The organism is Herpetosiphon giganteus (assembly GCF_016907925.1).
In the GTDB taxonomy this organism is placed as follows: domain Bacteria; phylum Chloroflexota; class Chloroflexia; order Chloroflexales; family Herpetosiphonaceae; genus Herpetosiphon; species Herpetosiphon giganteus.
Genome location: NZ_JAFBCZ010000001.1, coordinates 73,745 through 97,740, shown reverse-complemented (window position 1 = coordinate 97,740; position 23,996 = coordinate 73,745). Strand labels below are relative to the sequence as shown.

26 protein-coding genes and 1 tRNA gene are annotated in these 23,996 nt (G+C 51.1%); 14 read left to right on the top strand and 13 right to left on the bottom strand.

The features are described from left to right. Positions 1-2 precede the first annotated feature (2 nt). The 3 genes from JOD20_RS00505 to JOD20_RS00495 all read right to left on the bottom strand — a co-directional run bounded on the left by JOD20_RS00505 (position 3) and on the right by JOD20_RS00495 (position 3,565). Positions 3-938 (bottom strand): YitT family protein, encoded by a 936-nt coding sequence (locus JOD20_RS00505; RefSeq protein ID WP_204753399.1) that lies wholly within the window; start codon positions 936-938, stop codon positions 3-5. Between the two features lie 483 nt (positions 939-1,421). Next, positions 1,422-2,975, bottom strand: a complete 1,554-nt coding sequence (locus JOD20_RS00500; RefSeq protein WP_204753398.1) for a sensor histidine kinase — start codon at positions 2,973-2,975, stop codon at positions 1,422-1,424. 107 nt (positions 2,976-3,082) lie between these two features. Beyond that, entirely contained in the window at positions 3,083-3,565 is a 483-nt protein-coding gene (locus JOD20_RS00495; RefSeq protein ID WP_204753397.1) for a DUF2306 domain-containing protein, read from the bottom strand. Between the two features lie 205 nt (positions 3,566-3,770). Here JOD20_RS00495 and JOD20_RS00490 point away from each other — a divergent pair, with 205 nt between their 5' ends. Further along, a complete protein-coding gene (locus JOD20_RS00490) occupies positions 3,771-4,352 on the top strand; it encodes an AhpC/TSA family protein (RefSeq protein WP_204753396.1) in 582 nt (193 codons plus the stop codon). Between the two features lie 3 nt (positions 4,353-4,355). Here the strand turns inward: JOD20_RS00490 and JOD20_RS00485 are convergent, their stop codons facing one another. From JOD20_RS00485 to JOD20_RS00460, 6 genes are all read right to left on the bottom strand, one after another. Continuing rightward, positions 4,356-5,102 carry a tetratricopeptide repeat protein gene (locus JOD20_RS00485; protein ID WP_204753395.1) on the bottom strand — a complete coding sequence of 249 codons (747 nt, stop codon included), beginning with the start codon at positions 5,100-5,102 and terminating at the stop codon, positions 4,356-4,358. Beyond that, entirely contained in the window at positions 5,099-6,112 is a 1,014-nt protein-coding gene (locus JOD20_RS00480; RefSeq protein WP_204753394.1) for a vWA domain-containing protein, read from the bottom strand. Before JOD20_RS00480 ends, JOD20_RS00485 begins: the two co-directional genes overlap by 4 nt. Next, positions 6,112-7,104 carry a vWA domain-containing protein gene (locus JOD20_RS00475; RefSeq protein ID WP_204753393.1) on the bottom strand — a complete coding sequence of 331 codons (993 nt, stop codon included), beginning with the start codon at positions 7,102-7,104 and terminating at the stop codon, positions 6,112-6,114. Before JOD20_RS00475 ends, JOD20_RS00480 begins: the two co-directional genes overlap by 1 nt. 184 nt (positions 7,105-7,288) lie before the next feature. Next, complete coding sequence (locus JOD20_RS00470; RefSeq protein WP_204753392.1) at positions 7,289-8,209, bottom strand: hypothetical protein; 921 nt, start codon at positions 8,207-8,209, stop codon at positions 7,289-7,291. A 10-nt stretch (positions 8,210-8,219) separates the two neighbouring features. Then, positions 8,220-9,107, bottom strand: coding sequence for a DUF58 domain-containing protein (locus JOD20_RS00465; protein ID WP_110514133.1), 888 nt, complete (start codon positions 9,105-9,107; stop codon positions 8,220-8,222). Between the two features lie 167 nt (positions 9,108-9,274). Continuing rightward, positions 9,275-10,252 carry an AAA family ATPase gene (locus JOD20_RS00460; RefSeq protein ID WP_239583658.1) on the bottom strand — a complete coding sequence of 326 codons (978 nt, stop codon included), beginning with the start codon at positions 10,250-10,252 and terminating at the stop codon, positions 9,275-9,277. A gap of 312 nt (positions 10,253-10,564) precedes the next feature. Here JOD20_RS00460 and JOD20_RS00455 point away from each other — a divergent pair, with 312 nt between their 5' ends. From JOD20_RS00455 to mtnP, 5 genes are all read left to right on the top strand, one after another. Then, positions 10,565-11,047: a plastocyanin/azurin family copper-binding protein gene (locus tag JOD20_RS00455; RefSeq protein WP_204753391.1), complete on the top strand. Its 483-nt coding sequence runs from the start codon at positions 10,565-10,567 to the stop codon at positions 11,045-11,047. Between the two features lie 248 nt (positions 11,048-11,295). Next, positions 11,296-12,375, top strand: coding sequence for a phosphate ABC transporter substrate-binding protein PstS family protein (locus JOD20_RS00450; RefSeq protein WP_204753390.1), 1,080 nt, complete (start codon positions 11,296-11,298; stop codon positions 12,373-12,375). A 2-nt stretch (positions 12,376-12,377) separates the two neighbouring features. Continuing rightward, positions 12,378-14,051, top strand: coding sequence for a sensor histidine kinase (locus JOD20_RS00445; RefSeq protein ID WP_204753389.1), 1,674 nt, complete (start codon positions 12,378-12,380; stop codon positions 14,049-14,051). A gap of 26 nt (positions 14,052-14,077) precedes the next feature. Then, positions 14,078-14,470, top strand: a complete 393-nt coding sequence (locus JOD20_RS00440) for a response regulator (RefSeq protein ID WP_204753388.1) — start codon at positions 14,078-14,080, stop codon at positions 14,468-14,470. A gap of 98 nt (positions 14,471-14,568) precedes the next feature. Next, positions 14,569-15,429: an S-methyl-5'-thioadenosine phosphorylase gene (mtnP, locus tag JOD20_RS00435; protein ID WP_204753387.1), complete on the top strand. Its 861-nt coding sequence runs from the start codon at positions 14,569-14,571 to the stop codon at positions 15,427-15,429. Positions 15,430-15,535: 106 nt separating this feature from the next. Here the strand turns inward: mtnP and JOD20_RS00430 are convergent, their stop codons facing one another. The 4 genes from JOD20_RS00430 to JOD20_RS00415 all read right to left on the bottom strand — a co-directional run bounded on the left by JOD20_RS00430 (position 15,536) and on the right by JOD20_RS00415 (position 18,478). Continuing rightward, positions 15,536-15,691, bottom strand: coding sequence for a Flp family type IVb pilin (locus JOD20_RS00430; RefSeq protein WP_204753386.1), 156 nt, complete (start codon positions 15,689-15,691; stop codon positions 15,536-15,538). Positions 15,692-15,917: 226 nt separating this feature from the next. After that, positions 15,918-16,073, bottom strand: a complete 156-nt coding sequence (locus JOD20_RS00425) for a Flp family type IVb pilin (protein WP_204753386.1) — start codon at positions 16,071-16,073, stop codon at positions 15,918-15,920. Between the two features lie 100 nt (positions 16,074-16,173). Then, positions 16,174-17,217 carry a sensor histidine kinase gene (locus JOD20_RS00420; RefSeq protein ID WP_110514139.1) on the bottom strand — a complete coding sequence of 348 codons (1,044 nt, stop codon included), beginning with the start codon at positions 17,215-17,217 and terminating at the stop codon, positions 16,174-16,176. Between the two features lie 64 nt (positions 17,218-17,281). Beyond that, positions 17,282-18,478, bottom strand: a complete 1,197-nt coding sequence (locus tag JOD20_RS00415; RefSeq protein WP_204753385.1) for a beta-ketoacyl-[acyl-carrier-protein] synthase family protein — start codon at positions 18,476-18,478, stop codon at positions 17,282-17,284. 106 nt (positions 18,479-18,584) lie between these two features. Here JOD20_RS00415 and JOD20_RS00410 point away from each other — a divergent pair, with 106 nt between their 5' ends. The 8 genes from JOD20_RS00410 (at position 18,585) to rplB (ending at position 23,921) form a co-directional block, all read left to right on the top strand. Then, positions 18,585-19,436, top strand: coding sequence for a DUF72 domain-containing protein (locus tag JOD20_RS00410; RefSeq protein ID WP_204753384.1), 852 nt, complete (start codon positions 18,585-18,587; stop codon positions 19,434-19,436). A 32-nt stretch (positions 19,437-19,468) separates the two neighbouring features. Further along, positions 19,469-19,565, top strand: a tRNA-Sec gene (locus JOD20_RS00405). Positions 19,566-19,832: 267 nt separating this feature from the next. Then, positions 19,833-21,035, top strand: coding sequence for an elongation factor Tu (gene tuf, locus JOD20_RS00400; protein ID WP_054535852.1), 1,203 nt, complete (start codon positions 19,833-19,835; stop codon positions 21,033-21,035). 65 nt (positions 21,036-21,100) lie between these two features. Further along, a complete protein-coding gene (gene rpsJ / locus JOD20_RS00395; protein WP_041307187.1) occupies positions 21,101-21,409 on the top strand; it encodes a 30S ribosomal protein S10 in 309 nt (102 codons plus the stop codon). A gap of 85 nt (positions 21,410-21,494) precedes the next feature. Continuing rightward, the gene (gene rplC, locus JOD20_RS00390; RefSeq protein WP_054535853.1) at positions 21,495-22,133 is read left to right on the top strand and encodes a 50S ribosomal protein L3; all 639 of its coding nucleotides are present in this window, start codon (positions 21,495-21,497) and stop codon (positions 22,131-22,133) included. Positions 22,134-22,143: 10 nt separating this feature from the next. After that, on the top strand, positions 22,144-22,773 hold the full coding sequence (rplD, locus tag JOD20_RS00385) for a 50S ribosomal protein L4 (protein WP_054535854.1): 630 nt from the start codon (positions 22,144-22,146) through the stop codon (positions 22,771-22,773). Between the two features lie 12 nt (positions 22,774-22,785). Continuing rightward, the gene (gene rplW / locus JOD20_RS00380; RefSeq protein WP_012192435.1) at positions 22,786-23,082 is read left to right on the top strand and encodes a 50S ribosomal protein L23; all 297 of its coding nucleotides are present in this window, start codon (positions 22,786-22,788) and stop codon (positions 23,080-23,082) included. A gap of 11 nt (positions 23,083-23,093) precedes the next feature. Next, the gene (rplB, locus tag JOD20_RS00375; RefSeq protein ID WP_110514143.1) at positions 23,094-23,921 is read left to right on the top strand and encodes a 50S ribosomal protein L2; all 828 of its coding nucleotides are present in this window, start codon (positions 23,094-23,096) and stop codon (positions 23,919-23,921) included. Positions 23,922-23,996: the final 75 nt, after the last annotated feature.

Here is a 23,996-nt window from a genome sequence, read left to right as displayed (position 1 = left end):
TTTTATTCGGCCTTGGCGGGCCTGAAACCTTCACCCAACACTTCAACGGCTTCGGTCATTACCACAAACGCTCGTGGATCGATGTTGTAAATCAGTTTTTTGAGAATCGCAATTTCTGCTTGGCTGATCACACACATCAACACCGCTCGTTCTTCACCACTATAACCGCCGCGCCCTTCAAGCATGGTCACGCCCCGATCAAGATCATGCAATACTGCATCGCGAATCGCCTCTGGTTTATTTGAAACAATCAAGGCTGAACGGCCATCACTAAAGCCTTCCAACACAATATCGATCACGCGGGTTTCGATAAAGGCCAACAATAAGGCATACAGCACTGGCGTTGCGCCATAAATCCAGCCTGCTGCGCCGAAAACTACGACACTGGCAATCAACATCGATTGGCCTGGCCGAATGCCACGCCATTGTTGCAACAAGCGCGCGACAATATCCACCCCGCCAGTTGTGCCGCCAACCCGCAACACCAAGCCTGTGCCGATGCCGCTCAGTACAGCTCCATAGGCGATATAGAGCAACGGCTCGCGCTGCACAAACTGGTCCACGCGATTGGCCGTCAAATCAATAAAGACCGAAAGCATCACCGTCGCGAAGACGGTACGCATGCCAAAAACAAAGCCGCCCAAGCGCTTCAAGCCGATAATAAACAGCGGAATGTTGAGCGCCAACGAGGTTATCCCGATTGGCAAACCAAACAAGGTTTTGAGCATGGCCGCAATCCCTGTGACCCCACCAAAAATCACATTGTTTGGTTCGAGAAATATATTCAAGGCGAGCGCGATACACAATGTACCAATCGTCATCACCAAATAATCACGCAGAATGCCGGGAATTTGTTCGCGGCGAATAGCTAAACGGTGCATAAACCCCTCAAGATGCTGATAGCCAACCAAAAAGACCACCTCAATTAGGTGGCGCATCAATGGCTCGCTATCAGGGTAGCTGTTGATGTCGCTATCCTACCGCGAAACTATTAATTTTCCAACCCATCTGGCTATACCATTAGTCCTCAGCATGGAAAGGATGAAGGATGAATTATCAAAGGTCAGAAGTCAGAAGTCAAAAATCAAAAAAGAACATAGAGCATAGAACAAGGATGAAGGATGAAGGATGAGGGATGAAGGAAAGGCTGAAATCAAAAGTCAAAAGTCAAAAAGAACAGAGAGCATAGAGCATAGAACAAGGATGAAGGATGAATTATGAGGGATGAAGGAAAGGCTGAAATCAAAAGTCAAAAGTCAAAAAGAACATAGAACATAGAACATAATCTTAAAATCTGTGGCTAAAAAAGAGACTTTCGTGCAATTCGTGCAATTCGTGGCTAAAAAGCTTCGTGAATCTTCGTGCGCTTCGTGGTTATAACATATCCTTGGCCCCAGCCCCCAACAACCAATCCCCAAGATTTACAACGGCAAACACAAGGTCAACAGCGTGCCAGCGGTTGGCTGGCTTTGAATCGAGAGCGTACCATGAATCAGCTGTGTGCGTTCGCGCATGCTGGTGAGGCCAAAGCCTCCACTTGCGGTTTGTTGCACCGTGGCGAGTTCAAAGCCTTGACCATCATCGCTGACCGTAATTTGCAATTGGCCCGCAGCAACTGTTGAGCGAATTGCTACATGCTGGGCTTGCGCATGCTTCTCGACATTGCTCAGCGCTTCATTGACCACCCGCAGCACCTGAATCGCCATCTCGCTGGGCAAGTTCAACTCCTGCCCATCGTGGCTATATTGGCTTTGAATATTGGTGCGCTGATGAAAAGTATCCACCAATTCGGCCAGCACATCGTTGAGTACCCGTCCATCAATCGCTGGTGCAGATAAATTCCAGACGCTGCGGCGCAAATCGTGCAAGGCCGCCAAGGCCAAATCGTAGGCTTTTTGCAAGCGAATTTGGGCTTTTTCTGGTTGATGCAGATTGCGCATGCCAGCCTCAATTTGCAAACGCAACCCAGTTAATTGCTGGGCTAGCGTATCGTGAAAATCGCGCGCGAGGCGGTTGCGTTCGGCGAGGGTTGCCGAGAAGCGGGCTTGTTCGTAAAGCTGGGCATTATAAATTGCCAACGCAGCAGCATCGGCAAATGGCTGAAGCGCTTGGCGCAAGGCTGCATTGGCTGGCTCAGCACTCCAGCAGGTCAAACGCCCAATTGCTTCGCCCTTGGCATGCAGCGCTATTTCGAGACTATGTTGGTTTGGTTCGGGGCTGCCAATGCTGGTCGCAATTCGCCATTCGCTATCTTCGCGTAGCGCAACTGTTACCGCTTGGGCATTGGCCAGGGTGCGGCCTGCCTCGGCCACTTGGGCCAAAACCCGACTTAATTCAACTTCGCTCGATAACGCGGCGGTGCTTGCACTGAGTTGCCGTAAATAATCACGTTCTTGGGCCAACTCTTGGGCTAGTTGCTCAACTTGGTGGCGGGTCAAGACCGATTGGTTGGTCACATAGCCAAACAAGGTGACAAATAAGAGCAAGACGATTTGGCTCGATAAACCAGAGAAGCCCATGCTATTGAGTGGCAAGCCCGCTAAAATAAAACAGGCACTCATCAAAATAGAAATAAAGCCTGCAATCACGAGGGTTTTGGGCAATGGGTAGGTTCCGGCAATAAACACCATTGGCACCATAAAGGCAATTGGTTGGGTCGTAAAATCGCCGCTGATTAATTGCATCAAGGCTGCAAGGCCAAAAACTACGCTAATTAACAATTGTGGATAACGCCGCATGCGCAAACAAAATGCGGTTTCGGCCCAGAAAACGCGTTTGAGTAAAAAATAACAGCTGCCTGCTGCAATATATACTGCTAAGCGCCAACCATACAGGCTGCCAGTGCTGACCCCAATGATCAGCGGCACGATACAGGCTACCAGCCCTGCGATAATTCCCGACCACGATAAACTCTGGCCGTGAATCCGATCTTGCTGGGTTTGTTGTTCAGTTGGGGTTGATTCCGGAAGCATCATAAACCATCTACTCGGCTAAATCGGCCTCAATACTATAGCATTCTTGCCTAGCCCAACCCCTGGCCCATAGCATAGGCGAGGGGCTTGCAATTGCTCAATGGTTGAGCCTAATTGCTGGCGGGATTGCCTAATGGGTTGGGCTTGGAAGCAAAGCCATAGCGTTGATCAAGCTTTTTGCCCACATACGGCAAGATAAAGAATGGCAAGGAAACCTCAGCCGCAAAGATCAAAAAGGTAATTTCAATGCCCATACGAGCAATCAATTGGTTCAGGGTTGCGACACATACAAAGGCATACGATTGGCTCATCCATTGATAGTGCAAGCGCAACCAGCGCCGCCCCAAGCGTTTGCGAAAGAAGATTACGCCATAGGCAAAGGCCGCAGAAGCCATACCTAAGCCATTGAGTACGTCTGGCGCAGTAATGCCTTGGCGGCTAATAATAATCCCAGTGCTAAATAACGTAACCCAGCCAAGCAAATAGCCTTTGCCAATCCAGCGGTGAATTTTTGTGCCATTTTGCCAGCGATAGGCCGCCAAGCCCGTGCCCAGCGCCACCAGTGCTCCAATAATATGCAAAATCAGAAACATTGCCACACCTCACCAGTAAAGAACTAACATTTCAATACCAGAAGTTTAGCAATGTGCGCGGGTTAGGCCATCAGTACTAAGTGTTACGGCTAAACTAGATCAAAAGAACTAGCCGAAGTTAACCATAATGTTACCTACTATTGTGTGTCGGGCAATGCTATCGTATGCCTATACTGCTCCAATTTAAGCTACGAGGAACCTAGCGATGGATACAGCCCTGCCCCTGATTTCAATTCGCGATATGTATAATCAGAGTTTACCCTTTGGCTCATTATGGCGCGATCAAGCGGCGCTCTTGGTTTTTTTGCGCCATCCAGGCTGCGCGGTGTGTCGCAGCAATTTGCTTGATTTGTATGAGTACACCACGGCGTTTCGCATGTTGGATATTAATTTGGCAGTAATTACGATGGCCGAGCCAGCAGCAGCCCAAGCATTTGCGCGGCTCTATCGCTTGCCAATTCCAATCTATAGCGATCCTGAGCGCCAGATTTATCGGGCAACGGGTTTTGGTGAGGGGAGTTTGTATCGCGTGGCCAGCCCGCAGGTGATGTTGCATCAGGCTTGGCAATTTTTGCAGGGGCATTGGGTTGGGGGCGGGCAGGGCCAATCATTGACCCAATATGGCGGCCATGCCTTGATCAAAGCCCGCGCAACCGCCCCAAGTTATATTCACGTGGCCGATCCAATCTATCGCTATCCATCGTGGCAAAGCGTGTTGGAATATAGCCAACAACGTTTTTATGCCAGCGAAGATATTGCACCCACGCTGGCTCGCCAATTGGCCTAAATCCTACCAGCCTTCGTCATCGCCACCTTGGTTATCGGTGGGATTACCATCTGCGCCAACCGCATAATTATCGTAAAGATCCTCACGATTGCGATCTTCGCTACGTTTTAATTGGTCTAACTGACGCTCTGCTTCACCAGGACTGATGCTTGATGGCGGCGCTTCAGGTCGTTCTGGTGGTTGTTGACCGCCGCCAGGCTCTTGCTCAGGTGGTTCTTGGCCATTTTGGGGCGGCTGATTGGGATCTTGCTGGCCATCCTGTGGCTGCTGCTGATTGGGATCTTGCTGATTCTGCGCTTGTTGTTGCTGTTGTTGCTGTTGCTCTTGAATTTTTTGGGCTAGCTCCAGATTATATTTGGCATCAAGATCATCGGGGTTGATGCGTAGGGTTTTTTTATAAGCATCAATCGCCTGATCAAGCTCTTCGAGCCGAAAATGGGCATTGCCTTGGTTGTAATAGATAATCGCTTGGGTGGCTGGGTCGGCAGTTTGCAAGGCAGCATTTGGGGCTTCGACCGCGCCTAAATAATCGCCCATTTGATAGCGGGTATTGCCCAAATTAACATGCGGCTCGGGCCGATCAGGAGCCATCAAGGCTGCTTCTTTATATTGATTGAGCGCTTGGCCATAAACACCCTGCTCGTAGAGTGCGTTGCCCTCTGCATTCATATCGGCGGCAGACGGTGCGCCACAACCAGTGAGGGCTACTAACAGCAAGCCCGTGCTCACAATCGCTGGTGTTCGTTTCATGCTGTAGCCACCTTTCCTTGATCCAAGCGCCCAACATAGACATCAAGAACCAATAAGATAAAAGCAAGCCCTGCGAAAAGATAAAACCGCTCGCTATAAATTCGTCTGGTTTGATCGGCCATATCGACAGGTGCGCTTTGTTCGAGCGCTGTTTGCAACTTGTCGAGATCTAACGAACTACCGTCGAAGTAAGTTCCCCCAGTTGCCGAGGCAATTTGCTCAAGCAATGGCTGGTTGAGCTTGCTAATCACCCGTTGGCCTTGATCTTCGACATAGCTAATGTTACCAAGGTCATCATAGACTGGAATCTGGCCTCCAGACTCGGTTGCCATGCCAATTGTATGAATTGTCAGGCCCATTTTGGCGGCTTCACGAGCGGCTGCAACCGCCTCACCATCAGCTTGTGGGTCGGAGTCGCCACCATCGGTAATCAAAATCATCGTGCGGCCTTCGACTTGGCCAATTGGAAACGAGCGCAAGCCCTCGGTGATGACTTCTTCAACATCAGTGCCACCAAGCGAAAGCCCGCGCGGATTGATTGGCTCGACCAAGGAGCGGGCCGCAGCAAGGTCGCTGGTCAAGGGAAATTGCACGTAGCTCGAAGAACCAAACATCAGCATGCCCACCTGATTGCCGTCTAAGCGATCAAGCATTGCCAGCACAATCCGTTTGCTGGCATCGATTCGCGAGGGCCGAACATCTTGCGCGGCCATACTGCGCGAGCCATCAAGTAAAATCAGCACTTGCAAGCCGCTGCGCTTGAGCGTTTCGTCGCCGCTGCCCCACACTGGACGCGCTAAGGCCACAATAATTAAGCCGACAGCGCTCAGTTGCAAGGCCATGCGAATGCGGCGTTGGCGCTGTGGCAACATCGAAAGCAACGAAGCAATTAGCCCAGGATCGCCCAATGCCGCCCGATCGCGCTCTTCGGCACGGCGAGCGAGCCAAAACACGCCAGCCAAGGGTAACAAGACCAATAAGAGCCACAAATTTGCAGGAACAAGTGCCATTAGCCAATACTCCGTAGGATCGTATTGCGTAGCAAAATTTCAATCATCAAGAGCAACAATGCGCCGGCGGCCCATGGTTGCCAAGCCTCGGTGTAGCGAACCAATTTTTCGCTGGCAACTTGCGAGCGTTCCATTTTATCGATCGTGTCGTAGACATCGCGCAAACCTTGCTCATCGCCAGCGCGAAAGAAAATCCCACCAGTTTGTTCGGCAATGTCGCGCAATGCCACTTCATCTTCGGCGGTTGGCGCTGGAATTAGGTAGGTTTCATCGCGCCAAGCATCATGGACGGGATATTCACCGCCGCCTGGTTTGCCGACCAAAATCGTGTAAACCCGCACATCCAAGGCGCGCGCAATTTCGGCAGCTTGGGCTGGCTCAATATCGCCACGATTACTTGAGCCGTCGGTTAGCAAAATCACGACTTTACTTTTGGTAGTGCTGTTGCGCAAGCCATTGACCGAGTGGGCCAAGGCAGTGCCAATCGCCGTTCCATCAGGGCGACGCACTGTTTGCACTTGGCTCAATAAGGTTTGCAAAAAGTCATAATCAAGCGTCAATGGAACTTGTGTAAAGGCATTGCCCGAAAAAACCACCAAGCCAATCCGGTCATCTTTGCGACCTTTGATAAACTCGGCAATGACTTCTTTGGCCACGGTAATTCGATCTTTGGGATCGAAATCTCCAGCCTTCATACTCAGCGAAATATCTAAAGCTAGCTGAATATCGATCCCTTCGCGCACAACTCGCTCGGAGCTTTGGGCATATTGTGGTCGCGACAAGACGACGACCAACAAGCCCAGCGCCGCCGCGCGCAGCGAAATCAGCAATGGCCGCATGCGAATGCGCCACGATGGTTTGACCCCGCGCAGCATACCCAAATCGGAGAAACGCATGGTGACGACTTCGCCCCGACTGCGGCGATACATAGCCCACCAAACAATCGGCACAATCGGCAACAACCAAAATAACAACGGATAAGCAAATGTCATAAGCAACTCTAATCTAAGGATGAGGGATGAGGGATGAAGGATGAATGAACCATCTTCATAACCTGTACCGTCGATCAATCGTCAAATAATTTAAATCGTATCTCAATCAATATATTTTCATCCTCATAATTCATCCTTCATCCTTTCGTTTTCATCCCTCATAATTCATCCTTCATCCTTTCGTTCAGCGTGTTGCCAAAATTGCTTGGCGGGCATTATCGATCATGGCGTGGGCTTCGATTGGGTTTGGCAATTGGCGGGCAAATTTCACGCCATCGGATTCAGCCAACAAAATCAATAATTGATCGCGGCGTTGTTGCATGCTTGGATGCGAGAGCGCCAAACGCACTTCATTCGTGGTTCGCTCTAGCGCAGGTACCGAGAACCGATCGGTAATGAAGGTTCGCAGCACATCAGCAATCAAGGCATAATGCTCAACAATTCGGCCTTGATCGATCAAACCTAAGCCGCGAATTCGCTCAAGCTCGGCCATGGCGATGCCAAATGGATCGCGGACAGGCTGCGGGACGGCGGCTGGCACGGGCACTGGGCGATGTTTGCGGAAGTAGTTAATGGCCCACACTGCAAAGCCAGCAACCAACACTGCCAACAACGAAAGCCCGATGATCAATAAATAATTTGCTTGTTCATTCATAATCAATTGTGGTTTCAATGGTTTAATATCTTGGGCATTTTCATCAAGCACCGAAGCCACTTCGACGCTGACTGGCTGTGTATTGGCGCGGCCAGTGCTTCCATCGGGGTTGGTTATTTTGACCAATTGAGTTGGAAAGGCATGAATGCCCACATCCCAGTTGGTTAATTGACAGCGCCAGCCTTGGCGCAGCCCCTCGGCGACGGTTGTTTCGCTCAAGGGCGCACACTCGCGCACTTCCCATTCGCCAAAGGTTTTGGTTGGCATGGCTGGAAGTTCGCTTTTAAAGCCGTTGGGCGTGGTCACTTGCAATTCGTACTCGACCAAATCGCCAACCGTAATTTTGGTGCGGTTGAGTTGGGCGCGCACGGCTACGGCTGGCTCGGCGGCTGCGACCGGCGCAATCCAGAGCAAACAACTTAATCCTAATAACCACCACAATTTTGCCATAGCTGTTCCTCTAGCCGCGTTCACGGCGTTTCATCCGCCGATTAAAGAAGCTTTGCAATGAATCAGCATAGCGTCCATCGGTTTGTAAACTCATATGATCAACGCCAAGCGCGCGCAGCTCGGCCACATGGCTTTGATGCTGGGCTTCTGCTTGTTGTTCAAACATGGTGCGTAATTTTTCGTTGCGCAAATCGACAACTAACTCTTGGCCGGTTTCTGCATCTTGCAATCGCACCAAGCCAACTTTGGGCAATTTGCGTTCGCGTGGGTCTTCAACCCGAACCGCCACCACATCATGGCGACGAGCAGTAATCCGCAACGGGCGAATCCAATTGTCCAACGAACGAAAATCCGAGATGATAAACACCAAGGCTTTGCCTTCGACCACATTATTCAGGTAATCCAAGGCTTTGGTAATGTTGGTGCCGCGATGTTTGGGATCGATGGTAAGCAGCGAGCGCACAATTTGCATCACATGGTTGCGGCCTTTGCGCGGTGGCACAAAGCGCTCAACTTCTTCGGTAAACAACAGCATGCCCACGCGATCGTTGTTGCGCACTGCCGAAAAGGCCAAGGTTGCGCACAATTCTGCTTCTAGCTCGCGTTTGAGTTTGCGGGTTGTGCCGAAGTCTGCCGAAGCGCTCATATCAACCAGCAGCATCACAGTCATCTCGCGCTCTTCAACAAAGCGTTTGATAAACGGACGGCCTGTGCGCGCGGTCACATTCCAATCGATCGCGCGGACATCATCGCCAGGTTCGTATTCGCGAATTTCATCGAACTCAACGCCACGCCCCTTGAAGCTGCTCATATACATGCCAGCAAACACACCAGTTACCAACTTGGTCGTTTTCAATTCAATGAAGCGCACTTGGCGCATGAGTTCTTGTAAGTTCATGATGTATCCGCAATTGATCCACGAAGGACACGAAGTGCACGAAGCTTGGAACCGCTAAGATCACGAAGCACGCGAAGGTTTCATACCCCAAAATCCGATGTCAGTTCCTTACTAGTCTCTGACCCCTGAATCCTGATCCCTATGCTCTATGCTCTATGTTCTATGTTCTACGGCACCCGCACGCGATTGAGAATTTGGGCGACCAAGTTTTCCGACGTGATATTTTCGGCTTCTGCTTCATAGGTTGCAATCAAGCGGTGGCGCAACACATCCAAGGCCATGTGCTTAACATCATCGGGCGTGACATAGGCGCGGCCTTGCAAGAAGGCAGCGCCTTTGGCGGCCAAGGTCATAAAGATAGTTGCCCGTGGCGATGCACCAAATTCGATGTAGGGCTTGATTTGGGCCAAGCCATATTGCTCTGGCTTACGGGTGGCAAACACCAAATCCAAAATATAATGTTTGACCCGATCGTCAATATAAATTTGATGGAAAATCTTGCGCGCGTTATCAAGCTCTTCGATCGTCATGGTTGTGCTCATTTTGGGTGTGCTGGCCCCAGTCATGCGATTGAGAATTTCGTATTCCTCTTCGCGGGTAGGGTAATCGACCACAACTTTGAGCATAAAACGGTCAACTTGCGCTTCTGGCAAGGGGTAGGTTCCATCGTTTTCGATTGGGTTTTGGGTTGCCATCACCAAATATGGGTGGGGCAATTTAAAGGTATCCGAGCCAATTGTCACTTGGCGCTCTTGCATGGCTTCGAGCAAGGCGCTTTGCACTTTGGCCGGCGCACGGTTAATTTCGTCGGCCAGCAAAAAGTTGGTAAAAATCGGCCCTTTTTTAATTGAAAAATCGCCAGTTCGTTGATTGTAAATTTGCGTCCCAATCAAGTCGCCAGGCAACAAATCGGGGGTAAACTGAATCCGTTCAAATTGGGCATGAATCCCTTCGGCCATACTTTTGACCATCAAGGTTTTGGCCAAACCTGGCACACCTTCAATTAATAAGTGACCATTGGCCAACAAACCAATCAAGATGCGTTCAGCTAAGGCCCGCTGCCCAACAACAATTTTTCCTACTTCACCAACGAGGCTTTGCAAGGCCTCGCCTGCGCGGCGTACATCGCTACTATTTGTTTCCAAGGTGAACCTCGCACGTCAACAACGGGTAGCCCAAGCTTTCTGTTGTGGATAATACCATAACCTTGGGCCAAAAACCTGCTTTTTTAGCTGCGTTTAAGCCAATTCTCACCATAGTTAAGCTATGAAGAAACGATGAAGCTGCGCAGGCTTAACCCAAGCTAGAAAATTAGCAAATCCTTGTGCTTATTTCTACAATCAGGTTAATACCTGATACCCAGCCCCATGGGGGGATGGTATACTCAATGTGAGCCTTCCAGCCGTTGCCATAACGCCAACGGTTGTTTTAATGATAACATTTGAAAGGATGCTTCTGTGAAGAAGTTGAGTTTTGCACTCTTGCTCGTCGTTTCACTGACTTTAGCCGCTTGTGGCGAAGAAAAAGCAACTCCAGCCCCAACTACAAATAACGGCGCTGCAACCAGCGCACCAAGCACCGGGGGCGGTGGCTCAGCAGTGACAATCGATGCCGCTGATGGTGGCACCTTGGCCTATAAAACCACCGCAGTTGAAGCAGCTGCTGGCGAAGTAACCGTTACGTTCAATAACCCAGGTGCTTTGGCCCACAACGTGGTCATTGTCAAAGCTGGCGACGAACAACCAGCAGTTGATGCCTCAATGGCTTCAGCTCCCGACTTCTTGCCACCAGCCGACAAATCGTTGGGCCATAGCAAAACGATTGCAACTGGCGCAAGCGATACCTTTACTGTGAGCCTGCAACCAGGTACCTATAGCTTTATCTGTACCTATCCTGCTCACTACACCGCTGGCATGAAGGGTACGTTGACCGTCAAGTAAGCAAAATACTAGGTCGATAGTTTACGATTCCCTCACCCCAATCCCTCTTCCGTCGAACGGGAGAGGGGTTGGGGTGAGGGAATTCGTTGGTAAAAACGGGTGCTCCCCTCGCCCGCGTCCAGTGGGAGAGGGGGCTGGGGGTGAGGGAATGGATCACATCGTCATTTTGCCGATTCTTAACCTCGATATGACCAACACTTAACATTTGGCTACTACCCTACAAGCTGTATAGTTTGTGGAGTGTGGCTGTGCTACAACGATTTCTTTTGCTTTGCTGCCTATTGACGCTGGCTGGCTGTGGTGCAAACACCGCCCAACCAACGGCTACAAGCCTCCCCGCAACCGCGACTCCCCCACCAACGACGCTCGCGCAAGCAACCCCGTCGCCTGCAGTAACCGCCAACCCTACGTTGCGCGGCTCAATTGTGATCGATGGCTCAAGTACGGTGTTTCCCATTACCGAAGCAATTGCGCGTGATTTTGCCCATATTGCGCCCAATGTACAAGTGCAATTAGGCGTAAGCGGCACTGGTGGCGGGTTTAAGAAGTTTTGTGCTGGAGAAACGGCAATCTCCGATGCTTCGCGGCCAATCAAACAAAGCGAAGCCGCCGAGTGTGCCGCTAATCAGATTGATTTTGTCGAAATTCCTGTGGCCTTTGATGGCCTTTCGTTAGTTACCAACCCCAATAATACCTGGCTCGAATGTATTACGCTAGCGGAGCTGAACACGCTTTGGCAACCAGCAGCAACCAATACCATCACTGCTTGGAACATGGTTCGTGCGACTTGGCCAACCACAACCGTGCAATTGTATGGCGCTGGCCAAGATTCAGGCACCTTTGATTATTTTACCAGCGCGATTGTTGGCAGCGAAGGCTCAAGCCGTAGCGATGTGATCAGCAGCGAAGACGATTATTTGATTGCCCAAGATATTGCTGGCGATCCCAATGGCTTGGGTTATTTCGGCTATGCCTACTATCGCGAATACCAAAATAGCTTGAAATTGGTCGCAATCGATGCAGGCAATGGCTGTGTGTTGCCTTCCGAGCAAACAATTGCCGATGGCTCATATCAGCCGCTTTCACGGCCAATTTTTATCTATGTTCGCGCCGATGCCTTGGATCGGGCCGAAGTTGCTGCCTTTGTTGATTTTTACCTGAGCGATTTACCGCGCGTGGTGGCTGCGGTGAAATATGTGCCCTTGCCAACCCGCGCTTATCAATTTGCCCAAGAGCGGGTGCAACAACGCAAACTTGGCTCGATGTTCGAGGGTGGCTCGCAAATTGGGGTTTCGATTGAACGCTTGCTTGAGCTAGAGGGAGAGTAGCAATGCGGCTTTCGTTTCGCACAAAATTGCTTGGTTCAATTGCCCTCGATTTGGCCCTCATGATCGCCTTGGGCATTTTTGCGTTAAATGGCTTTAGCAGCGTTTTCCAAAAAGCCTCGATGATCGAACAAATTACCATTCCTTCGCTTGATTTGAGCGATCGAATTAATTTTATTAGCACCAAATATCATGCCTTGCAGCTTGAATATATTATCAACAACAGTGTTGCCGATAAAGCGCGTATCGAAGGTGAAATGCAAACGCTTGAGCAAGATATGCGCACGGCCTTCACTGCATACCAACAGCTTGATACCAGCATGGTCGAAGGCGAAACGCTCAATGCTGTCTCCATGGCGTGGCAGCGTTTTGTCCAAGCGACGAATGAGCAATTTTTGCCAACTGCCCGACTCGGCAATACTGGCAGCGTTCAGCCAGTGCTCAATCGGCTTAATCCCTACTACGAAGATGTGCTGAGTGCAACCGATATTTTGGGCCAGCTGAGCCAAAATCAAGCTAACAACGCTTTGGCTTCGGTTGGGCAAACTTTTGAATCATCGCGATTGGTGATTTATGGCCAAATTGCCTTTACTGTGCTGCTCTCAGGCGCGATTGGCTTGTTGTTGGCGACGCGCACTGCGCGGCGAATTCGCAAGTTGACCGATGCCACGGTCGCGGTCGCTGGTGGCGATCTTGATCGGATGGTTCAAGTTGGTGGCGGCGACGAGCTGCAAACCTTGGCCAACAACTTCAACAGCATGGTGCGCAGCCTGCGCGAACATCGCGATATGCTTGAGCTGCGCAATGCTGAGCTGGCCGAAAGTTTGTATGTACAGCAACAACTAACCGAAGATATTATTCGCCGCAAACAGGCCGAGGAAACTGCGTTGCGCGCTCAGGCAGCAGCAGAAGCTGCTAGCCAAGCCAAAAGTATGTTTGTGGCAACCATGAGCCACGAGTTGCGCACGCCGCTGAACGCAATTTTGGGTTATACCCAGCTGCTGCATCTTGGAGCCAAAGCCCGTGGCCAAGATGATGTGTTACCGCAGCTGGAGCGGATTCGTTTGGCGGGCAAACATCTGCTGACGCTGGTTTCAAATGTACTCGATTTCTCCAAAATTGAGCATGGCAAGATGAATCTTGATCTTGGCGAAGTGCAGCTTGCTAGCTTGGTTGATGAAGTGATGGGAATTGTGCAGCCGCTTGCTGAAGCGCGCTTTGATCAACTCAACACTGATTTTGCAAGTAACAGCGTGGTGTATAGCGATGCTGGCAAAATTCGCCAGATTTTATTCAACTTGTTGAGCAATGCGATTAAATTTACCGAAGCTGGCACTGTAACCCTGCGCGTGTGGGATGAACAGCGAGCCAACGAGCCATGGCTGGTTTTTGTGGTTAGCGATACTGGCATTGGCATGGCTCCCGAACAATTACGGCGCTTATTTAAGCCATTTGTCCAAGCTGACGAATCGACCACCCGCACCTATGGCGGGACTGGTTTGGGCTTGGCGCTGAGTCAACAACTTGCAGCGATGCTTGGTGGCACAATCAACGTCGAAAGCTGCCCCAATGTTGGCTCGACCTTTACATTGCAAATACCTGTTCAATGCCCAGCGCAAGCGGAATCGCCATTGGTGATGGCAGCATCGCCATTGGTTAGTTCGAGCGTTGTGGCCTGATACCCAACCAACTTAGGAGGCTTCCCATGGGGATGATTTTAGTTGTTGATGATAATGGCGATAACCGCTTCTTGCTCCAACAAATGTTATCGTTGAATGGCTATAGCGTGATTAGCGCCGTCAATGGCCAAGATGCGCTTGATAAAGTGCACAACACAACTCCCGATTTGGTGTTGATGGATATGGCGATGCCAGTTAAGGATGGTTGGACGGCAACCGCCGAATTAAAAGCCGAAAGCCGCTACTCACATATTCCAGTGATTGCGGTGACTGGCCACACAACCTATAACGAGCTATCGCGAGCGACTGCTGCTGGCTGTATCGATCATCTCGAAAAACCCATCGACTATGAAGTTTTAGTCAATAAAGTGGCCCAGTATCTAAAAAAAAATGAAAAACAGTTGGCGTTAGGCGCGTAGCCCTGATCGATCAATAATTGCTGGCCCTATCACCTAGGTGATGGGGCTTTTGGTGTGTGCTCTGCTATACTAGGCCAATAAACAACAGGAGGTAGCGTATGGAACCAATTAGCATTGGAATTATTGGCGGTAGTGGGCTTTATGCGATGGAAGCATTGACCGACCGCAGCGAAATACAACTAACTACGCCATTTGGAGAACCCAGCGATGCAGTGATTGTGGGCAATTTGGCTGACCAACGGGTGGCCTTTTTGCCGCGCCATGGTCGTGGCCATCGCTTCACGCCTTCAGAAGTGCCCTATCGGGCTAATATTCATGCGCTCAAACAATTGGGCGTGCGTTTTATTCTTGGTGTGAGTGCGGTTGGCAGCTTACGCGAAGAATTGGTGCCTGGCCATTTAGTCATTCCTGATCAGGCGATTGATCGGACGAAGGGTGTGCGCCCAGCGACCTTTTTTGGCGAAGGAATTGTAGCGCATGTGGCATTTGGTGATCCAGTTTGCCCCCATCTGAGTGCTTTGGTGTGCCAAGCAGCGCATGCTGCAAGCGGCACAACTGTGCACGATGGTGGCACCTATTGTTGTATGGAAGGGCCGCAGTTTTCGACCAAAGCTGAGTCGGAGCTATATCGCAGTTGGGGTTGCTCGATAATTGGCATGACCTTATTGCCAGAGGCTAAGCTTGCCCGTGAAGCGGAAATTGCCTATGCCAATCTTTCGTTAGTAACCGATTACGATTGCTGGCATCCCGAGCATGATAATGTAACTGCAGCTATGGTTGTCGAAACTATCAACCGTAATGTGACGGCAGCCCAAAACACGATTGCTGCCTTAATTCCGCTGATCGATCCTGCGGCGGTTTATCCAGCGCATTCAGCATTGGCGCATGCAGTAATGACTGCACCAGAGGCAATTCCAGCTGCGACGCGCGAACGCTTAGCGTTGCTCTATCGCGGTTAAGCATCGCTTCGATCAGTCAATGACTGAAAGTAGAGCTGGCGAACAAGTCGTTAAACACAAAACCAGCACCGATTGGTGCTGGTTTTGTAGATTCTTCGGAGAAGAACTAGTTCAAAGCGCTAGCGACGGTACCCAATTTGTTGTTGACGTTCTTGCCAAGCAAGGTCAAAACAGCGATAACGACGATAGCGATCAAGGCGAGGATCAAAGCGTACTCGACCAAGCCTTGGCCTTCTTCTTTAGCAAAAAATGAACGAAACATTGCGGTTCTCCTTGAGAGAAAGAAAATAATTACGATGTGAGCATAATATCTGACCGAAGCCTTAACGACAATAGGATGTTGGTACTATCGATCGGGGTGGGTTTCAATCAACCATGGGTTATGGCATAAATCAGAGGCTTAGGAGAGTCTACGGCATGACCATAAGAATGTTAAAAGCAAAACCAGCACCGATTGGTGCTGGTTTTGTAGATTCTTCGGAGAAGAACTAGTTCAAGGCGCTAGCGACGGTACCCAATTTGTTGTTGACGTTCTTGCCAAGCAAGGTCAAAACAGCGATAACGACGATAGCGATCAAGGCGAGGATCAAAGCGTATTCAACCAAGCCTTGGCCTTCTTCTTTAGCAAAAAATGAACGAAACATTGCGGTTCTCCTTGAGAGAAAGAAAATAATTACGATGTGGACATCATATCCGACCCGAGTCTGAACGACAATAGGATGTTAGTACTATCGTTAGGGGTGACTAGGGTGCAGGCACCACTGCCACAACCCGCGTACCCCGGCCTACCGTGCTTTCTATGCCCATTTGGCCGCGCAACAAGACTTCTGCTTGTTGGCGGAGGCTGGCGATACCCATATTGCGCTTGCCAGTGGGATCATTGAGGGTTTCGGCCACATGAAAACCAGCGCCATCATCCTCAATTGCAATCTGAATTTTGCTTGGGTCGGCCTCAAGGATAATGCGAACATGCGATGCATTGGCATGGCGTTGGACATTATTCAAGGCTTCTTGGACAAAGCGGAAAATGGTTACTTCATAATGGCTTGGCAAGCGTGATTCCAAGCCTTGCACCATAAGATTGATTTCAATGCCGTTTTTATCGCCAAATTCTTGGCCATAGCGTTTGAGCGTCGGCAGCAAACCAAGATCATCAAGGGTCATCGGACGCAGATCAAAGATAAACCGCCGCGTATCTTGCAACACCGTATTGATGGCAGTTTTGAGGCTGGCCATCTCTGAGCGTGCTTGATTAGTATCGTGGTCAAGAAAGCGTTCGCAAATTTCGGCACGGAGCACCAAGTTGCTCATCGATTGAGCTGGGCCATCGTGCATTTGTAGCGAAATCCGCAGGCGCTCTTTTTCTTGGGCCTGAATAATTGCCGCAATTTGCTCTTGTGGGTCAACTTGGGGCAAATTCGAGATGGTTGTTTCGGCGACAACGCTGACTTCATCGAGGCTTTGAATCAATTTTTGCAGCGTATCTTGTTGCTCGCGCAGCAATTGTTGCTTGGTTTGCAATTGCTCAACTTGACTGCGCATCATTTGCACGCGGGTTTGCACCTCTTGGGCTGAGGTATAGAAATTTTTAATATCAACTTTTTCGTAGCGCTCGAAATTGACTTCCATATCGCGACGGCGGCTGGAAACTGACATTTCGCGTTGCGACATTTTATCGACTTCTGCTTGATTTTGGCGAATCAAGGCATCGAGTTCGGTCATTTGGCGACGAATGCGGTCTTGTTGGTCACGCAATTCTTTTAATAATGCGTCTTTATCGGCTGCCATTGGCCCTCCAATTCGCTGGTGCTGCGTAAGAGAAATTATACTGGTGGCAAATTTGCTGCGTCAATTATACCCAGCGACGTAGCACTAAAACAGCGTTTGAGCCACCAAAACCAAACGATTCTTTAACGGCGAGATTAATTGGCTGCTTGCGTGCGCCTTCAACCACAAAATCCAAATCGCAATCAGGGTCGCCAGCTTGCCAATTGATGGTTGGCGGCAAGATTTGATCGCGCAAGGCTAAGATGGTGGCAATGGCTTCGAGCGCCGAGCTTGCACCCATCGCATGGCCGGTTGCGCCTTTGATGGCGGAGATTGGCACATGCTGCGCTCGTTGGCCAAAGACGGCCTTGATGGTTGCTGCTTCAGCTGCATCGCCAAGCTTGGTACCCGTTGCATGAGCATTAATATAATCGACATCGTGAATGCTCATATTGGCCCGTTGTAAGGCTTTGGTTAATGTTAATGTCTGATGCTCCAAATCGGGTGCGACGATGCTGCCGCTGGCCGTCGTAGCAGCAGAAGCAACGATCTCGGCCAGAATCGGTGCCTTGCGGGCTTGGGCATGCTCAAGGCTTTCGAGCACAAAGGCTCCAGCACCTTCGGCCAGCACTAAGCCATTGCGATCGGCGCTAAATGGACGACAAGCCCGATTTGGGTCGCTCAGATCGGTTGCCAGCACGCGCAGTGGTTTCCAGGCAGCAAACATACCTTTGGTTAGTGGCGCATCGGATGCTCCTGCAACAGCGGTTTCAATTACGCCAGCCCGAATCAAATCGGCGGCGATGCCAATTGCTTGCAAGCCAGAGGCGCAGGTTGCCGAAATTAACGTGCTAGGGCCGTGTAAATCGAAGACCGTGCAGAGGTGTGGCAGCACGGCGGCTGGCATACAGGCTGGCACGGTATCGGCACGTACTTTGCCATTAGTAAACCAATTTTCATAACAGGCTTCGATGGTTGAAATCGTGGTATAGCCTGTGCCCCATAAGACGGCGGTATCTTGGGGTAGGCCTTGGGCCATAGCGATGGCTTGCTCCACGGCGTGGTGGGCCAAGGTGATCATGCGATCTGGTTGGCGACGATGGCTGGTGAGTAGCGGTAACTCGGGGGTTGCGCCACCAACCACCGGATCTTTATAGGGTGCTAGCTCGGGCAGTGGTTTAACCCCACTTTGACCAGCGAGCAAGGCGGCCCAATACGTTTCAATATCATTCCCAAGGGCGCTGCAAATCCCGATTCCGGTGATGACAACTCGCTGTTTCATAGAGGCTCCTCTGCGCTGCCGACCTACCACAGGCTCCATTGACGTGGTATGGCTTGGCGGTTTCGGGGTTATGATGCTACGCTCATTGTAGCGGGGAGTGTATCCAATGTCGAATATGTATCTTGGCTGTGCGATTTGGGGCTACCGGCCTTGGGTTGGCCAATTTTTGCCTACTGGCACGAGCAATGGCGATATGCTCAAGGCCTATGCTGAACGGCTGACGACGGTGGAAATTAACGCGACGTTTTATGCAGTGCCCGACCAGCCGACGGTTGCGCGTTGGGCCAGCGATACGCCGAGCAATTTTCGTTTTTGCCCAAAAGTGCCGAGAGCAATTAGCCATAGCGGCAATTTAACCCAGCAGATTGCTGCAACCAAGGCCTTTGTGGCCCAAATGCAATTCTTGGGCGAAAAACTTGGCCCGATTTTTCTGCAACTTGGCCCAAGCTATAGCCCTGCCCAATTTGGCGATTTGCAAACCTGGCTCGCGGCTTGGGATCGGACTGTGCCTTTGGCGGTTGAGGTGCGCCATCGCGGTTGGTTTGCGTCGCAAGCAGCCCAGCGTTTGAATGGCCTGTTGGCTGAGCATGGGGCTGGGCGAGTGTTGGTCGATGTGCGACCGATTAACACTGGGGCAACCACGGATCAAGTCATTTTAGATGCGCGGCGTAAAAAGCCCACAGTTCCTTATCATGTTGATGTAACTGCGCCATTTGTGTTGTTGCGCTTTATGGGCCACCCCGATTTGGCGATTGATCGTCCGCTGCTGGAGCAATGGGCTGATACGATTGTGGCCATGCTGAGCGACGGCCTAACAGTTTATGCGTTTATGCATTGCCCCGTTGAAGAGCGTTCGCCAGAAATGTGCGAGATGTTGGCTCAAGCGTTGGTTGCGCGCGGCGTTGATTATCCCTTGCCAACGCCGCCAGCACCAATCCAACAACTATCGCTCTTTTGATCAAACCAGCGCTTCGTGGTACTGTTGCTGATGGGAGTACATGGGGTCTGGTGGCCTCGTCAGTCTTCAAAATTGGTCGGCGCTATGACGAATAGCGTTGGTGTGTTCGATTCGCACGTGCTCCCGCCAACGCTCGATTAACAAGCCAAGATTGTTTGCAAGCGGTTATTTGCGTTTCCGCTAAAAGGTGTGTTATAATCGGCTTTCGTGCGAGTTGTGACATTTAAACAAGTCAACTTTATCTGGGTAAGTGTACCCCGCACACCATAACGTAGAACCACGTAGGGAATGGTCAATTAAGGGGCCGCAGGGCGCGACTACCAATTTTCCATTCCTGTTCCGTTGTCTTTTTGTCAGCGGCTAACGGTATTTGTAATAGCAGGAGCCACAAACGACATGGCTAAGCAAAAGTTTGAGCGGAATAAGCCCCACATCAACATTGGGACGATCGGACACGTTGACCACGGCAAGACCACCTTGACTGCTGCCATCACCAAAACCATGGCACTCCGTGGCCGCGCTGAATTCCGCGCTTTCGATCAAATCGACAATGCCCCAGAAGAACGCGCACGTGGGATTACGATTTCGATTTCGCACGTTGAGTACGAAACCGAAAATCGCCACTATGCCCACGTCGACTGCCCAGGCCACGCCGACTATATCAAAAACATGATCACCGGCGCTGCCCAAATGGACGGTGCGATCTTGGTGGTGTCGGCACCCGACGGCCCGATGCCCCAAACCCGCGAACACATCCTCTTGGCTGGCCAAGTCGAAGTGCCCGCGATGGTGGTCTTCTTGAACAAAGTCGACATGATGGACGACCCTGAGTTGCTCGAACTGGTCGAAATGGAATTGCGCGAGTTGCTGACCAAATACGGCTTCCCGGGCGACGAAATTCCGATCGTGCGCGGCTCAGCGAAAGGCGCATTGGATAGCGCATCAACCGATGCGAGCCAACCCGAGTATCAATCAATCCAAGAATTGATGCAAGCGGTTGACGACTATATCCCAACGCCAGAACGCGCTATCGACAAACCATTCTTGATGCCCATCGAAGACGTGTTCTCGATCAAAGGCCGCGGTACCGTGGTGACTGGTCGGATCGAACGCGGGATCGTTAAAGTTGGCGATACGATTGAAATCATCGGGATGGGCCCAGACGTACGCACCACCGCCGTGACCGGCGTGGAAATGTTCAAGAAGTTGCTGGACGAAGGTCGCGCCGGCGACAACGTGGGGGCACTCTTGCGCGGGATTGAACGGACGGACGTGGAACGCGGTCAAGTCTTGGCAAAACCAGGCTCGATCAAGCCCCACACCAAGTTCAAAGCCGAAGTGTACGTGTTGAAGAAAGAAGAAGGTGGCCGCCACAGCCCATTCTTCAGTGGCTATCGCCCACAGTTCTACGTGCGAACGACGGACGTGACGGGTGCGATTGGCTTGCCCGAAGGCGTGGAAATGGTGATGCCAGGCGACAACATCCAAATGACGGTGGAGTTGATCGTTCCGGTTGCTATCGAACAAGGCTTGAAATTTGCGATTCGTGAAGGTGGCCGCACCGTGGGTGCTGGTATCGTGACCGAAATCATCGCATAAGCTATAAAACGGCTGGCAGGTGTGCCCGTCACACCTGCCTTCTTTTGCGCTTAGGAGTAATGACGTTGGCAAAGCAAAAAGTTCGCATTCGCCTCAAGGCGTATGACCACAAGATCTTGGATCAGTCGGCACGCCAGATCGTGGATGCGGCAGAACGCACCGGTGCCCAGGTCGCTGGCCCAGTGCCGTTGCCGACCAAGATCGAAAAATACAGCGTGTTGCGCTCACCCTTCATTGACCGCGACAGCCAAGAACAGTTCGAAATTCGGACCCACAAACGTCTGATCGACGTGATCGATCCAAGCCAGCAAACGATCAATGCTTTGATGAAGCTGAACTTGCCCGCTGGTGTGGATATTGAAATTAAGCTCTAATCGGGAATCCCGCTTGGAGCCATAGCCAATACGGCTGGGCTTGGTCGCCCAGAGGCTCCGCACGCTATGGACTAAGGAGTAACCAATGCTCAATGGTATTTTGGGTCGCAAAATTGGCATGACCCAGATCTTCACCGAAAAAGGTGAAACCATTCCTGTCACCGTGATCGAAGCTGGCCCATGTGTGGTCACCCAACTTCGCACCAAGGACAAGGATGGCTATGAAGCAGTCCAACTCGGCTTCGGCGAAATCAAACCACGAAAAGTAACGAAGCCAATCCAAGGACACCTGAAAGCTGCTGGTCGGCTGGTTCGCTTCATGCGCGAAGTGAAAACCACCGACTTGAACGCACACACTGTCGGCGACGTGGTAAATGTTGATATTTTCCAACTCGGCGAAAAGATTGATGTCGTCGGCACAAGCAAAGGTCGCGGTTTTGCTGGTGTTGTTAAGCGCCACGGTTTCCGTGGTGGCCCAGCAACCCACGGTCAAAGCGACCGCCATCGCGCCCCAGGCTCGATTGGTTCAGGTACCACGCCAGGCCGCGTATGGAAAAACATGCGTATGGCAGGCCGTATGGGCAATGATCGCGTAACCGTTCAAAATTTGGAAGTGGTAAAAATTGACCTTGAACGCCACGTAATCTTAGTGAAGGGCTCAGTGCCAGGCGCTAAGAATGGTTTGGTGATGGTCTCACGGGCAGCTAAGGCCACGAAGAAATAGGAGTTGACGCATGGAAGCCAAGCTTTATAACCAAGCCGGTCAAGCTATCGGCACGCTTGAGCTGCAAGACTACATCTTCGGCATCGAGCCTAACATTCCCGTGATGCACCAAGCAGTCATTCGCCAACTGGCCAATGCACGTTTGGGCACTCACAGTACCAAGACTCGTGGTGAAGTACGTGGTAGCACGCGCAAGTTGTATCGCCAAAAAGGTACCGGTCGCGCTCGCCAAGGCGCTATTCGCGCCCCCCATCACTCAGGTGGTGGTGTTGTTCACGGGCCAAAGCCCCGCAAGTACACCAAAGATATGCCACGCAAAATGCGTCGCTTGGCAGTACGCTCGGCGCTTTCGGTCAAATACGCAGACAACCAAATCATTTTCTTAGATGATTTGAGCATGAATGCACCAAAAACCAAAGACTTCTTGGCGTTGTTGAAAAACTTGCCTTTAGTCGGCGAAAAAACGCTGGTGGCCTTGGGTGAAAAGAGCGATAACATCACGTTATCAACCAGCAACTTGCCAAATGTCAAGACCTTGTTGGCAGCCTACCTGAATGTTCGGGATCTGTTGAACTACGACACCTTGATTTTGCCCAAGTCGGCACTCAGCGTTGTTGAAACAATTCTGGGCAAAAAGTAGGAGATGCAACCGATGAACGCGCACGATATTATTATTCGCCCTGTCATCACCGAAAAAAATACGGCGTTGATGGAAGAGGGCAAATACACGTTCGAGGTGGCACAAGAAGCCAACAAGCCGATGATCAAGGCTGCTGTGCAACAGATTTTCAACGTCAACGTGAAAGCTGTTAACACCATGAATGTCAAGGGTAAGTTGAAAGTTCGCCGTACTCGCAATGGCCAACAAAGTGGCTACAGCCGCAGTTGGAAAAAAGCCATCGTTACCTTGGCTCCAGGCGAACGGATCGAAATCTTCGAAGATCTCTAGGAGGTTACGCAGTGGGCATCAAACGCTATAAACCGACATCGCCGGGTCGGCGTGGCATGACTGTCTCGGACTTCGCAGAAATCACGAAGTTCGAGCCAGAAAAAGCACTTACCGAACCCTTAAAAAAACATGCTGGCCGTAACAACCACGGCCACATCACCACCCGTCACCGTGGTGGTGGCCACAAGCGCCGCTATCGCTTGATCGATTTCAAGCGCAAGAAATTTGATATTCCAGCAAAAGTAGCGGGGATCGAGTACGATCCAAACCGCTCAGCGAATATCGCGTTGTTGCACTACACCGACGGCGAAAAGCGCTATATCATTGCCCCATTGGGCTTGAAAGTTGGCGATATGTTGATGGCTGGCCCCAACGCCGAAATTCGCGTTGGTAACGCTTTGCCATTGGCCAACATCCCAATCGGTTCGCAAATTCACAACATCGAATTGACCCCCGGTCGTGGTGGCCAAATGGTGCGGAGTGCTGGTAACACCGCCCAATTGATGGCCCGCGAAGGGAATTACGCCACAGTGCGTTTGCCATCTGGCGAAATGCGCATGGTGCACATCAAGTGTATGGCTACCTTGGGTCAAGTCGGCAACGTTGATCACCAAAACATCATGATTGGGAAAGCTGGTCGCAGCCGCTGGTTGGGCCGTCGCCCAGTCGTGCGTGGTTCAGCAATGAACCCTGTTGATCACCCACACGGTGGTGGTGAAGGTCGCGCCCCAACTGGGATGAACCCCAAAACTAAATGGGGCAAGCCAGCAATGGGCAAAAAGACCCGCCACAACCCCCGCACCGAGCGCTTTATCGTGCGGACGCGTAAGCAAAAATAAACCCTGGGGAGCGCTTCGTTGTGATGCGCTCCTCACCTTGGAGCAAGGGCGGCTTGGCCGCCGCTGCACTGGGTT